Source organism: Methylocystis rosea, from assembly GCF_003855495.1.
Lineage (GTDB): Bacteria > Pseudomonadota > Alphaproteobacteria > Rhizobiales > Beijerinckiaceae > Methylocystis > Methylocystis rosea_A.
In genome coordinates this window covers 900,895-914,033 of the sequence record NZ_CP034086.1, presented here as the reverse complement: position 1 = coordinate 914,033, position 13,139 = coordinate 900,895, and the positions used below count along the sequence as shown (strand labels likewise).

The window sequence follows — 13,139 nt, the reverse complement described above, 5'->3', positions numbered from 1 at the left end:
AAAGCGCGGCGACGAAGGGACCCGACACGAATGCGCTGTCGCGCAAAGGAGAATGCAATGAGCTTTTTTATCTCGCTCGCCGCCGGCGCATGTCTCGCTCTAGGTGCGGCGACGCCGCTCTTCGCCGAGGAGCTTTCAGGCAAGCAGAAGGTTGAGATCGAGAAGGTCGTGCACGACTATCTCATTGCGAACCCGGAAGTGGTCCGGGAAGCAATTGACGAACTTGGAAAGCGCGAGAAAGTCGCCGAGGCCGCCACGCGCGAAAAGGCCGTCGGCCAGCACGGTGATAAAATCGTCAACTCGCCCAACCAGGCCGTCGTGGGCAATCCGAGCGGCGACGTCACGCTCGTCGAGTTCTTCGACTACAACTGCGGCTACTGCAAGCAGTCGATGGCTTCGGTCGCCAAGTTGATCGAGGCGGACCCCAAGTTGCGGGTGGTGCTCAAAGACTTCCCGATTCTCGGCCCCGATTCCGTCGAGGCGGCGCAGGTCGCGACCGCTGCGCGCATGCAGCTCGACAGCCAGAAGTTCTGGGAGTTCCATCGCAAGCTGCTCTCGACTCGCGGCCACATCGGCAAGCAGCAGGCGCTGACGGCGGCGAAGGACGTCGGCGCCGACATGCCCCGTCTCGAGAAGGACATGTCGAGCGCGGAGACAAAGGCCGCACTGAAGGAAGTCGCGACGCTGGCCGATGAGCTGCGGTTCGATGGAACGCCCGCCTGGGTGATCGGCAAAGAGGCGATCGTCGGCGGCGTGCCCTACGCGCAACTGAAAGCCAAGATCGAAAACATGCGCAAATGCGGCAAGTCCGTCTGCTAGCGCGGCGACGGGCTTTCTTTGCGGCGACAACGAGGCTAAGACAGGCGGCCTGCCGCCTTTGAGGTTTTTCGGGGAACGTTTTCGGAAGCGCTATGTCAGCCGTCCATGTGCTTAACGGTCCCAATCTCAATCTTCTCGGCAGGCGTGAGCCCGCGATCTACGGCACGGCGTCGCTCGACGATATCCGCGCGACGCTGGAGAAGCGTTGCGCCGAGCGCGGCGTGTCGCTGGTTTTCCGGCAATCCAACCACGAAGGCGATCTCGTCGACTGGATCCATGAAGCCGGCAGCGCGGGGGCGCCTGTCATTTTGAACGCTGGCGCGCTGACGCACACATCGATCGCGCTCTATGATGCGATCAAGGGCGCGGAAGCCGTGGTCATCGAAGTGCATCTATCCAATGTGCACGCGCGCGAAAGCTTTCGGAGCCATTCCTACATATCGCCCGCGGCGCGCGGCGTGATCTCGGGCTTCGGCCCGCTCTCATATATTCTTGCCCTCGACGCTGTGTTTGAAAACGAACTGAGAAAGAGCTGAGACACTAATGGCGCGCAAAGCTCAACCGCCTCACACCGCTTCCTCCCGCAAACCGGCGTCGGCCTCCGCGCCAGCGCCCGTCATCGACGCGGATCTGCTGCGCACGATTGCGGAGCTCGTCGCAAACTGCAATTTGACCGAATTTGAGGTTGAGAAGGGCGATTTGCGTATCCGCGCGGCGCGCACGCCTGCCGCAGCGATCGCGAGCGTCGTCGCGCCGTCGGTCCAGCCCCTGCCGCCGCCAACGGCAAAGCCGGTCACATCCCCGGCTCCCGTCGCGGAGCCCCCCGAATACCTGGATGCGGTGAAGTCGCCCATGGTCGGCACCGCCTATCTTCGGCCGAACCCCGACGCAAAGCCCTTCGTCGAGATCGGCGCGCGCGTTTCGCTCGGCGACAAGCTCTTGCTGATCGAAGCGATGAAGACCTTCAACGACATCGTCGCCACCAAATCCGGCATTGTGACGGCCATTCTGGTCGAGGACGGCCAGCCAGTGGAATACGGCGAACCTCTCCTCGTGATCGAGTAGGCGGCGGTAAGAGATGTTCGACAAGATCCTTATCGCCAACCGCGGCGAAATCGCGCTGCGCATCCTGCGCGCAGCCAAGGAATTAGGCGTCGCAACGGTCGCTGTGCATTCGACCGCCGACGCCGACGCCATGCATGTCAAGCTCGCCGACGAGTCCGTCTGCATAGGGCCTGCCCCCGCCCGCGACTCCTATCTCAATATTCCCGCCCTGCTCTCCGCCTGCGAAATCACCGGCGCGGACGCCGTGCATCCGGGATACGGCTTCCTTTCGGAGAACGCGCGCTTCGCCGAGATCCTCGAAGAGCACAACATCACCTTCATCGGCCCGAAATCCGAGCACATCCGCCTGATGGGCGACAAGATCGAAGCCAAGGCGACCGCAAGGAAGCTTGGCATTCCTTGCGTGCCAGGGTCCGACGGGCCGATCCTGAGCGAAAAAGAAGGGCTGAAGATCGCGGAAAGGATCGGCTTTCCCGTTCTGGTGAAGGCGGCGTCCGGCGGCGGCGGCCGCGGCATGAAGGTCGCGCGCGACGCACATGACCTTCCCATCGCGATCGCCACCGCGCGCACCGAAGCAAAGGCCGCGTTCGGCGACGATACGGTCTACATCGAGAAATTTCTCGAAAAGCCGCGTCATATCGAGTTTCAGATTTTCGGCGACGGCAAGGGCCAGGCGGTTCACCTCGGCGAGCGCGATTGTTCGCTCCAGCGCCGACACCAGAAGATCTGGGAAGAGAGCCCCTCGCCCGCGCTCAACGACGCCCAGCGTTCGGAGATCGGCGAGATCTGCTCGCGCGCCATGCGAGACATGCAATACGCCGGCGCCGGCACAATCGAGTTTCTCTACGAAAACGGCGAATTCTATTTTATCGAGATGAATACGCGCATTCAGGTCGAGCATCCGGTGACGGAGGCGATCACCGGCGTGGATCTCGTCTGCGAACAGATCCGGGTCGCGGCAGGCTCCCCGCTCTCCCTGCGACAGCAAGACATGTGGTTCTACGGCCACGCCATCGAATGCCGCGTAAACGCCGAGCACCCCGCGAGCTTCAGGCCCTCGCCGGGGCGCATCGCTTATTACCATCCGCCCGGCGGCGTCGGCGTGCGCGTCGATTCAGCGGTCTATCAGGGCTATACGATCCCCTCCAACTACGACTCGCTCATCGGAAAACTGATCGTTCACGGGCGCAACCGAACGGAAGCGCTGATGCGACTGCGTCGCGCGCTCGACGAATTTATCGTCGACGGCATCGATACGACGCTCCCGCTGTTCCGCACGCTCGTGCGCAACGCCGACGTTCAAAACGGCATTTACGACATTCATTGGTTGGAGCATTTTCTGGCGACGGGCGGCATCGAGCCCGGTTTTTAGAGCGAAGGGTGGAAGAAGATGAACCGATCCTTGGTCATCGTCGCAGCGGTTCTGGCGGCAGCTGCGCCGCTCTCATCCGCCCACGCGAAAACCACCATGCGCGGTCCCTTCGTCTTCACTTGTTCGGGCGATCCCAACGCCGCTCTGAGCGTCACTTTCCTTGGCGCGAACGCCAATCGGGCCAAACTTGTCTTTAAAGGCGAGACTGTGATGGCCAAACAGGCCATGGCCGCGAGCGGCGCGCGCTACGTCGCAAAGAATATCGAGTTCTGGAACAAGGGCGACGACGCGATGGTCGAGTGGCGGGGCGAGAAGCTCAACTGCACGACGCATAATTAATTCGATTTCTTTAAAGAAACTCGCCGCCGAGGGTGGCGCGGCGTCCTCGCGCCGCTATCCTTGAGTATATGTCCCGCCTCAACGCCCCCTATGCGATCACCCCGCATCTTCTGCTCCGCGCCTATTCCATCGGGCTTTTCCCGATGGCTGAGAGCGCTGACGACGATCAGCTTTACTGGGTCGATCCGGAGCGGCGCGCGATCTTTCCGCTCGATGACTTCATCGTGTCGCGCTCCCTGGCCAAGACCGTAAGGTCCGATCGCTTCGAGGTCGTCGTCGATCGCGATTTCGACGCGGTGATCGAAGCTTGCGCCGCTCCGGCGTTTCGACGTGAGCGGACCTGGATCAACGCCGAAATTCACAGGCTTTATCGCGAGCTGTTCGATATCGGCTTCGCACATACGGTCGAATGCCGCCTCGATGGGCGTCTCGTCGGAGGGCTCTACGGCGTCGCTCTCGGGAGCGCGTTTTTCGGGGAGAGCATGTTCCATCTGGCGCGCGACGCCTCAAAGGTCGCGCTTGTCCACCTGATGGGGCGATTACGGGCGGGCGGCTTCCAGCTGCTCGACACGCAATTCATTACGCCGCATCTCGCCTCGCTCGGCGCGATCGAGGTTTCGCGCGAGGAATATCATCGCGCGCTTGAACAGGCGCTCCCAGAGAAGGCCAACTTCAATGTCTGGCCGAAGAACGCGCCCGTGAGCGGCGCTCAGGCGCTGGCCGCGCTCGCGGATTAGAAGGGAAACAGCGGGCTGCTGGCTGGAGGCGGCGCCGCTGCGGGGCTGGGCTGTTCGGCGCGCCGCTTCTTCTTCTTGCGTCCGCCCGGCGAGGCGGCTGGATCTTCCGCTGGCGCAGGAGCCGCCTCAGGCTCGACGGGCGCCGGAGCGGCTTGATCTACGGGCCCGATCGGCTGATTTTCCATTGGCGGCGGCGCCGTCGGCTCGACTCTGCGCGAGCGGCGCTTCTTGCCGCTGGCGCCTTCGGGAGCCGCGGTCGCCTCGGCCTCGGCAGGCGGCGCCGCCGGCGCGGCCGCCTCAGCGGGCGGCGCGACCGTCTCCTTGCCGCCTTTGCAGTCGACCAGCCAGACGTCATAAACCGGATGTTCGACCCCGTGGAGACCGGGACTTGCGGCGAACATCCATCCCGAGAAGACGCGCTTCGCTTCTTGTTTAGCGTCGGTCTTGACCGATTCGGGCTTGGGGTCGCCCCGGCGTTCCGGCTTGAGGATGAGTTCGTCCACCTCGACGAAGCTCGTCGTCTGCGGCGTTTCGGTCTGCGGTCGCGTGTTGCACACGCGCGGCGTCACCTGAAGGGCGCCGAACTGCACGGTTTCGTCGATCGCGACGTCAAAATTGATGATGCGGCCAGTGGTTTTGTCGAGGCCGGCGAAGATCGCGGTCGGATGCCGGATCGGCTCGGCTGACGCGGCGACCGCAAACAAAGCCCACGCGCCGACAGCCGCTGGCGTCAGGGATAAGGGCAACTTCATCCGATCACCGCGTGATTCTCCGCCCGCCTCAAAAACAAGCCGGGGACGAAAGCAGGCAAGAAAGGCCTTTCCAAGGAGAGCGCCGCTCAGCCTTCGGGCCGCCAGGGGGCGTAGTCGCCGCCGGCGGGTGGCCGCTCGCCCAGCGCAAGCTGAGAGCCCGGCGGCCGATAGGCCTGCGGCGTACCGGTCAAATTGGCCTGATGCGGAAGCTCCCAGCCGCGCGGCCGATAGGTCTCGTCGGTCGGCGGCGTATCCACCGTGTGGTGCAGCCAGCCATACCATCCGGGCGGCGTGGCCGAACCCTCGCAATAGCCGTTATAGATCACCCAGCGCCGTTCAAACCCCAGCGCCGGATCGATCTTGCCGCCGCGCCGACGGTAATAAACATTACCGAATTCATCTTCGCCGACGCGCTCGCCGTACAGCAGCGTCCACAGGCCGGTGCTGAGCGTGGCGCGGTTCCACCAGGTGAAGAAGCGAACGATATAGGACATGTATTTGGCGTCCTCGATTTTGTGGCCCCTTATTGCGTCTGATGGCGCCAATGTCCAGCCTTGCCGCAACCCCGCAATCGAAGCCGCTCGCGCTTCCGCTTGCGACGCCCCCAGCCGGAGGACTGCATGTCCGCGACCCTTTCGACCCAATGCTGCGTCGTCGGCGGCGGCCCTGCCGGGCTCATGGCCGGATTTCTGCTCGCGCGCGCCGGCGTCGACGTCATCGTCCTCGAAAAACATGCCGATTTTCTGCGCGATTTTCGCGGCGACACGATTCACCCATCGACGCTGCGCATCATGGACGAACTCGGCCTGCTCGATGAATTCCTGCGGCTTCCGCACCACAAGACCTATGAGCTTTCGGCCTGGATCGGCGAGCGTCAATACAAGGTCGCCGACTTTTCGAGCCTCCCCGGCGCGTGCAATTTCATCGCCTTCATGCCGCAATGGGATTTTCTCGATTTCATTGCTGAGCATGCGCGCGCGCTGCCGAATTTCCGCCTTCTCATGCAGACCGCTGGCGACGACCTCCTGTTCGACGGCGATCGCGTCTGCGGCGTTTGCGCGAATGGGCCAGAAGGAGAATTGAAGATCGAGGCCAAGCTCGTCATCGCCGCCGATGGGCGCAGCTCGCGGATGCGAGCGGACGCGAAGCTCCCCGTCGAAGACTTTGGCGCGCCGATGGACGTGCTCTGGTTCAAGCTGCCGCGCAAGGAGAGCGATCCCGACGAAAGCTTCGGCCGCGTCGCACCGGGGCGCATGCTGGCGATGATCGATCGCGGCTCCTACTGGCAGTGCGGCTGCGTCATCCCCAAGGGCGACGCCGAAAATTTGCGCGAGAAAGGCATCGAGGGGTTTCGCGACTCAATCGCCGGCTTAACGCCGTTCCTTGCCAATCGCGTCGATACGCTCAAGGATTGGACCGACGTGAGCCTGCTGACCGTTCAGGTCAACCGCCTCAAGATGTGGAGCCGCTCCGGATTGCTGTGCATCGGCGACGCCGCGCACGCCATGTCTCCGGTTGGCGGCGTCGGCGTGAATCTCGCGATCCAGGACGCCGTCGCGACCGCCAATCTCCTTGGCGCAAAGCTGCGCGACAACGCGCTGAGCGATGAGGACGTGCGCGCCGTGCAGCGCCGGCGGGAGTTTCCAACCCGCGTGACGCAAGCCCTTCAGCTCGCCATCCAAAATCGCGTGGTGCGCAGCGTGCTCTCTGCGCAAAAACCCTTGGACGCGCCGCTGGCGCTGCGACTCCTTAACGCCATACCTTTGCTGCGCCGGCTGCCGGCGCGTCTCATCGGACTTGGCGTGCGGCCCGAGCATATCGAACGCCGTGATGAATTCCCTCTTGTCATTCCCGGCAGGCCGAAGGCCTGACCGGGAATCCAGTGCCGATCCAAGAACGCTGGCTTTACTCTGGATTCCCGATCACGCTTCGCGCGTCGGGAATGACATCCTAACCGTTCAAACGAATGCTGTATGGCTGCGATCACTCGGCGTCGCGAATAAAGGCGCCGAAAGCGCGCGGGCCGTCGCCGGTCTCGGCTTTCCCGAGAACTTTCAGCGTCTGCGCGTCGAGCGCCCAGAGTTCGTTCGAGAACCAATTGGCGACATAGACGCGCGCGCCGTCGCCGCTGACCGCAAGCCCTTCCGGATATTCGCCGACCTTCAGAGTTTGAAGCGGCGCCAGGGTCTCGGCGTCGAAGACGCTGACGCTGTCGGCATGCTGATTGGCGACGAAGATTCGGCCCTTGGCGAGCGCCACCGTGTAAGGCCGACTGCCGCATTTGAGCGTCGCGACGACTTTGCGAGAAGCGAGGTCGACGACGCTGAGGTCATCCGACTCCACGTTCGCCGAATAGGCGCGCGCGCCCGCGGCGTCGATCGTCACGCCAAAGGGATGCTTGCCGACAGATATAATCGCGACGCGTGAAAACGTCGCCGCGTCGATCATGGAAAGCGCATTGTCGTCGCGGTCGGCGACGATGATCGTCTTGCCGTCCGGCGTGATGGCGACTCCCGACGCCATTGCGCCGACGCCGACGCTGCGCTGCGCGCCATTCGCCAGATCAATCTCGACGAGGCGCCGGCCATAGAGATCGGCGACATAGACGCGTTTGCCGTCCGGACCGGCGGCGACGCCGAGCGGCCCGCCTTCGACCGGAATGCGCTTTTCGATGGTGCGGGTCGCCGCGTCGATGACGGTGAGAAACTTGCCTTCGGGGCTGGTGATGAAGGCGCGCGCGCCGTCGCGCGACACCGCGACTCCCGCCGGCTTGCCGCCGATGGGCAGAGTCGCGACGGTCTGCATTTTGACGAGATCGACGATCGAGAGGGCGTCGGCGCCTTGCGCGGTGACGAAGGCCTCGTCGGCCATAGCGGGTGAAGACAGGAGAGCAAAGAGACCGGCGAGTAAGGCGCGCGCCCATCCCCTCTCCCCGTTTACGGGGAGAGGGTTAGGGTGAGGGGCCGGGGCATTTGTCCTATACATCCGTCATGCGCCATAGGTTCGGAAAATCACCAAGCCCCTCACCCTAGCCCTCTCCCCGCTATTGGCGGGGAGAGGGAACGCTCGCTTCCACCTTCGCCTTCAACGCCGCAAGATAGGCGCGCTGCATCGTCCTCACCGCGGCGATGGCGACGTCGTCGTTCAATTCCGGCGGCGGGTCGTTGTTGGGATAGCCGCGGTAGAAGCGCGCCTTCCATTCGAGTTGCGTCTTGCCGTCTTCGGCCGGCCGCAGCGTAATCAGCGCGGTGTAATTCGTCGCCGGCAAGCGCTTCACATCATCGCCTTCGCGATGCACGCCAAGCAGCATCCGTTCGGCGTCGCGCTTCGTCAGCAATTCCTCGATGACGCCGCCGTCGGCCATGATCAGCCTGCGCCGCGCCTGATCAGGAACATCGTCGCCCGACGCTTCGACGCGGACGACGCCCGGCAGCCAGTCGGCGTGAGCAAAATCGCTCACGACCGCCCAGACTTTGTCCGGCGGCGCATCCACGATCGTCGTCTCGACGACTTTCAGCGGCGATGCGCCATGCGCCGCGAATGCGATGACCGGGGAAAAGACGGAAAGCGCCGCCACCGCGCCGAGCAGTTGGCGGCGCGTGACGGCGATCGTGACCAACGCTTGGCGCATGGCGCGGCGCTTACTTGCTCTCCGCCTTGGCCTTCAATGCGGCGAGGCCGGATTTGTATATGTCGCTCACCGCCTTCAGCCCCGCCTCGTCGGAAAGTTCCGGCGGCGGATCATTGTTCATGAAGCCGCGATAGAACGCGCCCTTCCATTCGACGACGCTCTTGCCGCCGTCTTCCTTCACGCTGATCGTCGCAGCGTAGTTATTGACCGGCAGGACTTTCACGTCGACGGCGTCGATCTTGTAGCTCAACGACTTGCCGTCGGCGTCATATTTGGTCAGCGTCTCGTCGATTGTGCCGCCGTTCTTAAGGGTCAGCTTGCGCTTGGCGTCGACGGCGTTGCCGCCGGTCCCTTCCGTCTTCGCAATGGCGGGATGCCAGTTCCAATCCTGGAAATTGCCGACGATCTCCCAGACCTTCGCGGCCGGGGCGTCGATTTCGATCTTTTCGACGACCTTCTGGCGCGACGGGCCGTGCGCGAAGGCGGGACCGGCGAGCAGCCCGGCGGAAAACAGCGACAGGGCCGCAACGACACATGCGCGGCGCGCAAGCACAAACGTCATTAGGATCTCCCAGAAAGCCTGATCTTGGCCGCCAGTGTGAGCGGGCAGGCGCACATAAGGGCGCCTGAAGCGGCGGCGTCAAGAGTAGCGAAGAACTCGACCGGGCGGTCGCAGTCGTCAGGTCGACGATGGCGTAAACGTCGTGTGCGCCACTTGCGCCCCAACCTGCGACCATCCATATACCATCCAGACAGATGGTAAGAGGATGGCCATGGCGGACCTACACAAATTACGCGAAAGGCCGCCGGAGGCCGAGAAAATCACGATCAATGTCGGATATGTCGATCTCGGCCATATCGATCTCTTGGTGCGCGAAGGCTTCTACTCCAACCGCACCGACTTCATCCGCACGGCGATTCGCAATCAGCTCGGCGCGCATGCGGACGCGGTCAAACAGTCCATCGTGCGCAACACGCTTGATCTCGGCCTGCGCCACTACAGCCGCGAAGATCTCGAGACCGTGAAGGCGGCCGGCCGCAGACTGCGCATCCATGTCCTGGGACTGGCGTCCATCGCCGAAGACGTCACGCCGGAACTCGCGCGCGAAACCATCGAATCCATCACCGTGCTCGGCGCGCTGCAAGCGAGCAAATCCGTCAAGGCGGCGCTCCAGGACCGCATCAGTTGACCTTCCCCATTCTCCCGCGAGGCGTAGACAAAATGAAAAACCTCCTGACGAGCGCCTTCAACCGGGCGACGCAATTGACGCGCGAGCGAAATCTCGCGGAAGCGACGCGCGTGCTGATGGGCGCGCTGACGGCTGACGGCGCTGCGACGCCAACGCCGCAGCCCGCGGCGCATGCCGAGCCGCATCCCCCGACGTTTCGCCTGCGCCGTCCGCTCGGCGAGACGGTGGAGTTGCTGCGTCACGCCGGTCTTCCAGGCCTCAATCAAAGCGGCGCGCCGCTCGTCGGCCTGCGACAAGCCCCCAAAATCGACGTTCCGCCGGGCGCCGCCTATCTCTCGCGCAGCTATGTCGGCCCGGCCGGCGCCCGCGACTATAAGGTCTATGCGCCCAACGGCGTTGGAGACGGCGAACGGCCTTTGATCGTGATGCTTCACGGCTGCTCGCAGAACCCCGACGACTTCGCCGTCGGCTCGCGCATGAATGAGCTGGCTGAAGAACATGGTTTCATCGTCGCCTATCCCGCGCAGTCGACCACGGCCAATCAGATGGGCTGCTGGAACTGGTTCAACCCGGCGGATCAGACCCGCGAAAAGGGCGAGCCCAGCCTCATCGCCGGCATGACCCGCGCCATCATGGCGGAATGGCGCGTCGATGAGTCGCGCGTCTATGTGGCGGGTTTGTCGGCCGGCGGCGCCATGGCGGCGACAATGGCCGCGACCTATCCGGAGCTCTACGCCGCGGTGGGCATACATTCCGGTCTCGCGCATGGCTCGGCCAGCGACGTCGCCTCCGCCTTCGCGGCGATGGGCGGTAAATTCGAGCTCGGCGCGGCGCGCAGGTCGCTGTCTGACGACTACGTGCGGACGATCGTCTTCCACGGCGAAGCCGACCAGAAGGTGCATCCGACCAACGGGGAAACGATCATTGCAGGGGCTCGGCTCGATCTTGCCGATGCGCTCGCGCGCGAAACGCGCGAGACTGGATCGGCGGGCGGGCGAAATTACAGCCGAACCGTCATCGCTGACGCGCGCGGCGTGCCGCAGCTGGAGCATTGGGCTGTCGAGGGGCTCGGCCACGCCTGGTCGGGCGGCAATCCCGACGGCTCCTTCGCCGATCGCCATGGTCCTGAGGCCTCGCGTGAAATGGTGCGGTTTTTCCTCGCGGACGCGACGCCGTAGCGCAGGCGCTGTGGAATCTATTGCACACTGATTTTACGAAAATTGCCGTTACTGCTCCAATCAGAAGGCGGTAGGGAGAGACTTTGTGTCCTATAAAGCCAGAGGCCCTTTTTCGAAAGCTTGAAGGCCGCTACTTGATGTGCGCCTCCGACCGGCTTGGTCCACAGCGGTTTAACGAGTTCCAATTTTGGGTTGTTTGGATCCTGATAGTAGATGAATTGCCATCCGAGACCATAGTTCGGGTCTGATTGGACTTTGATGTCGAATGGCTGATTAACGATGATGCCGGCGCCATCATCTGGGCTGACGATTATGGGCGCATAAGCCTGAACGATAAGCGGTTGCGCTTTTGCTTCGGCAAGAAGCTGCTGTTTCTGCTGGACAGACAAGGCGTTCGCGGTACGCGGATAGGGCGGAACGCCCCAACTGTCCTGGATTGTATCTTCCAAATTGTAGGAGAAATCCTCGCCGCTTTTTATCACGTCCGCGCTGCATGTGACGCTGTTAAGCCAGGGGTCCACTCCCCCACAATGAGCGTGCGTCTTCACTGTCCCGTATTTTCCGAATTTCGCGATCTCCTGGACATCTTGGCCACTCCACATGCCGTCCACCGTGTAGGGTATGTTGGAGGCTGCGCCATTGCTCAACGCGCATTGGCCCTGGAAAAAATAGATGTGCGCTCCTGGACTGAATTTGTGAGACCTCAGCGTCGGCGTCGCGCAACTGACCGACGCCTCTCCCTTTGTGTCGAGAGAACAAAGAAAATGCGTTGGCCAATCGATTAAACAGTCCGCGGCCGCTGGCGATACAAACGCAACCAGCGAACCAGCGACGATGGTTGCCAACAGCGCGCGCCTCCCCTTCCGATCGCGCTCAAATGAGGCAGATTCACAGTGGCAGGTTTCGGATAGGCGCATCTTGACGAACTCCTAAACTTTGGGGTTGAGGCTCAAATTGCGTTGGCGCCACAACGCTCTACAATGTCCAATTGTCGCAACTCTCCCACGCCAGTGAAACAACCCCCATGCGACTATTCATCGCAAAGCGAACTGTCTTTCCCCCTGACAGGGAGTGGGACGTTCAAGATTTGTGGATCGATGATCGGGTTTCGGGAGACTTCAACCTGGCCCTTAGCTGAGCCCAGCCGCGCGTGTCGAACTGAACGACGCAAACTGTCACACGTCCGTCTCATAAGGTCTCCATCTGCGCGCCATGCCTTACGTCCGCGCGCTCGCCTTCGTCCTCACGATGACGGCGGCTTTTGTCTTGCTCGTCCCGCTACAGGCGCTGGCGCGCCGGCGCGGCTGGCAAATTCAGCATACGATCCAGACGCGCTTCTGCCGCGTGGTCTGCGCCGTCATCGGCATAAAGGTCGCGGCGCGCGGCGCCCTGCCCTCGACGGCGCCGCGCCTTGTCGTCGCCAACCATGTGTCATGGACCGACATCATCGCGCTCGCCAGCCTTTATCCATTCATCTTTCTGGCGAAGAGCGAAGTCGCACGCTGGCCTGTGCTCGGACTGCTCGCGCGGCTGCAAGGCACGGTCTTCGTCGAGCGCGGCGCGAGGCAGGATGTCTCGCGCGTCAATGGCGCGCTCGCTGACGTGCTGCGCGCCGGCGGCGATCTCGTCATCTTTCCCGAAGGGACGTCCAGCGACGGCGCGGCGGTCCTGCCCTTTCGCTCGGCGCATTTCGCGCCGCTGGAGGCGATGGCGGCGCGCGGCGAAGCGCCGACGCTCGCGCCCGTGGCGATCTCTTATTCCGACGGGGTGGAGAGGATAGACGTCGGCTGGTATGGCGACATGACCTTCCTGCCGCATCTGTGGAGCCTGATGAAGCGCGGCCGCACGCAGTGTCACATCGTTTTCTGCGACGCGATCCAGACGACCGGCAAGGATCGCAAGACGCTCGCGGCGGAGACGCGCGCGAGCGTGCAGAAGCTGCGCGCGTCGGTTGGTGGGGCTGAGCGAGTAGGACGCGCCACTTGCAACGACAATAAGCAGTCCTCATCCTGAGGAGCCGCCGAAGGATCATTGGCGAAGAACTATGCTTTCAAAG

Annotated in this window: 16 protein-coding genes; 10 read left to right on the top strand and 6 right to left on the bottom strand. The window is 63.1% G+C overall.

The features are described from left to right. Positions 1 to 30 precede the first annotated feature (30 nt). From EHO51_RS04285 to aat, 6 genes are all read left to right on the top strand, one after another. Positions 31 to 819, top strand: a complete 789-nt coding sequence (locus tag EHO51_RS04285; protein ID WP_124737852.1) for a DsbA family protein — start codon at positions 31 to 33, stop codon at positions 817 to 819. A gap of 92 nt (positions 820 to 911) precedes the next feature. Continuing rightward, positions 912 to 1,355 carry a type II 3-dehydroquinate dehydratase gene (gene aroQ, locus EHO51_RS04280; RefSeq protein WP_124737851.1) on the top strand — a complete coding sequence of 148 codons (444 nt, stop codon included), beginning with the start codon at positions 912 to 914 and terminating at the stop codon, positions 1,353 to 1,355. Between the two features lie 7 nt (positions 1,356 to 1,362). Further along, positions 1,363 to 1,884: an acetyl-CoA carboxylase biotin carboxyl carrier protein gene (gene accB, locus EHO51_RS04275; RefSeq protein WP_205788997.1), complete on the top strand. Its 522-nt coding sequence runs from the start codon at positions 1,363 to 1,365 to the stop codon at positions 1,882 to 1,884. 13 nt (positions 1,885 to 1,897) lie between these two features. After that, a complete protein-coding gene (gene accC, locus EHO51_RS04270) occupies positions 1,898 to 3,256 on the top strand; it encodes an acetyl-CoA carboxylase biotin carboxylase subunit (protein ID WP_124737850.1) in 1,359 nt (452 codons plus the stop codon). An 18-nt stretch (positions 3,257 to 3,274) separates the two neighbouring features. Continuing rightward, positions 3,275 to 3,595 carry an MliC family protein gene (locus EHO51_RS04265; protein WP_124737849.1) on the top strand — a complete coding sequence of 107 codons (321 nt, stop codon included), beginning with the start codon at positions 3,275 to 3,277 and terminating at the stop codon, positions 3,593 to 3,595. A 68-nt stretch (positions 3,596 to 3,663) separates the two neighbouring features. After that, complete coding sequence (gene aat / locus EHO51_RS04260; RefSeq protein WP_124737848.1) at positions 3,664 to 4,332, top strand: leucyl/phenylalanyl-tRNA--protein transferase; 669 nt, start codon at positions 3,664 to 3,666, stop codon at positions 4,330 to 4,332. Here the strand turns inward: aat and EHO51_RS04255 are convergent. Both EHO51_RS04255 and EHO51_RS04250 read right to left on the bottom strand, forming a co-directional pair. Next, on the bottom strand, positions 4,329 to 5,084 hold the full coding sequence (locus EHO51_RS04255; RefSeq protein ID WP_124737847.1) for a DUF2155 domain-containing protein: 756 nt from the start codon (positions 5,082 to 5,084) through the stop codon (positions 4,329 to 4,331). The genes aat and EHO51_RS04255 overlap by 4 nt on opposite strands. 86 nt (positions 5,085 to 5,170) lie before the next feature. Then, complete coding sequence (locus EHO51_RS04250) at positions 5,171 to 5,578, bottom strand: NADH:ubiquinone oxidoreductase subunit NDUFA12 (protein ID WP_124737846.1); 408 nt, start codon at positions 5,576 to 5,578, stop codon at positions 5,171 to 5,173. A gap of 126 nt (positions 5,579 to 5,704) precedes the next feature. Here EHO51_RS04250 and EHO51_RS04245 point away from each other — a divergent pair, with 126 nt between their 5' ends. After that, the gene (locus tag EHO51_RS04245) at positions 5,705 to 6,955 is read left to right on the top strand and encodes an FAD-dependent oxidoreductase (protein WP_124737845.1); all 1,251 of its coding nucleotides are present in this window, start codon (positions 5,705 to 5,707) and stop codon (positions 6,953 to 6,955) included. Positions 6,956 to 7,067: 112 nt separating this feature from the next. On the opposite strand, the gene EHO51_RS04240 is transcribed toward EHO51_RS04245, so the two are convergent. The 3 genes from EHO51_RS04240 to EHO51_RS04230 form a co-directional block, all read right to left on the bottom strand. Continuing rightward, positions 7,068 to 7,955 carry a YncE family protein gene (locus EHO51_RS04240; RefSeq protein ID WP_124737844.1) on the bottom strand — a complete coding sequence of 296 codons (888 nt, stop codon included), beginning with the start codon at positions 7,953 to 7,955 and terminating at the stop codon, positions 7,068 to 7,070. A gap of 172 nt (positions 7,956 to 8,127) precedes the next feature. Continuing rightward, positions 8,128 to 8,715 carry an SRPBCC family protein gene (locus EHO51_RS04235; RefSeq protein ID WP_124737843.1) on the bottom strand — a complete coding sequence of 196 codons (588 nt, stop codon included), beginning with the start codon at positions 8,713 to 8,715 and terminating at the stop codon, positions 8,128 to 8,130. Between the two features lie 10 nt (positions 8,716 to 8,725). Next, complete coding sequence (locus tag EHO51_RS04230; RefSeq protein ID WP_018407735.1) at positions 8,726 to 9,277, bottom strand: SRPBCC family protein; 552 nt, start codon at positions 9,275 to 9,277, stop codon at positions 8,726 to 8,728. A gap of 211 nt (positions 9,278 to 9,488) precedes the next feature. Here EHO51_RS04230 and EHO51_RS04225 point away from each other — a divergent pair, with 211 nt between their 5' ends. Next, complete coding sequence (locus EHO51_RS04225; protein WP_124737842.1) at positions 9,489 to 9,905, top strand: CopG family transcriptional regulator; 417 nt, start codon at positions 9,489 to 9,491, stop codon at positions 9,903 to 9,905. A 32-nt stretch (positions 9,906 to 9,937) separates the two neighbouring features. Then, positions 9,938 to 11,083 (top strand): extracellular catalytic domain type 1 short-chain-length polyhydroxyalkanoate depolymerase, encoded by a 1,146-nt coding sequence (locus tag EHO51_RS04220; protein ID WP_124737841.1) that lies wholly within the window; start codon positions 9,938 to 9,940, stop codon positions 11,081 to 11,083. Between the two features lie 17 nt (positions 11,084 to 11,100). Here the strand turns inward: EHO51_RS04220 and EHO51_RS04215 are convergent, their stop codons facing one another. Then, complete coding sequence (locus EHO51_RS04215; RefSeq protein ID WP_124737840.1) at positions 11,101 to 11,928, bottom strand: hypothetical protein; 828 nt, start codon at positions 11,926 to 11,928, stop codon at positions 11,101 to 11,103. A gap of 367 nt (positions 11,929 to 12,295) precedes the next feature. On the opposite strand from EHO51_RS04215, the gene EHO51_RS04210 reads away from it, so the two are divergent. After that, on the top strand, positions 12,296 to 13,096 hold the full coding sequence (locus tag EHO51_RS04210) for a lysophospholipid acyltransferase family protein (protein ID WP_124737839.1): 801 nt from the start codon (positions 12,296 to 12,298) through the stop codon (positions 13,094 to 13,096). The last annotated feature ends 43 nt before the right edge of the window (positions 13,097 to 13,139 follow it).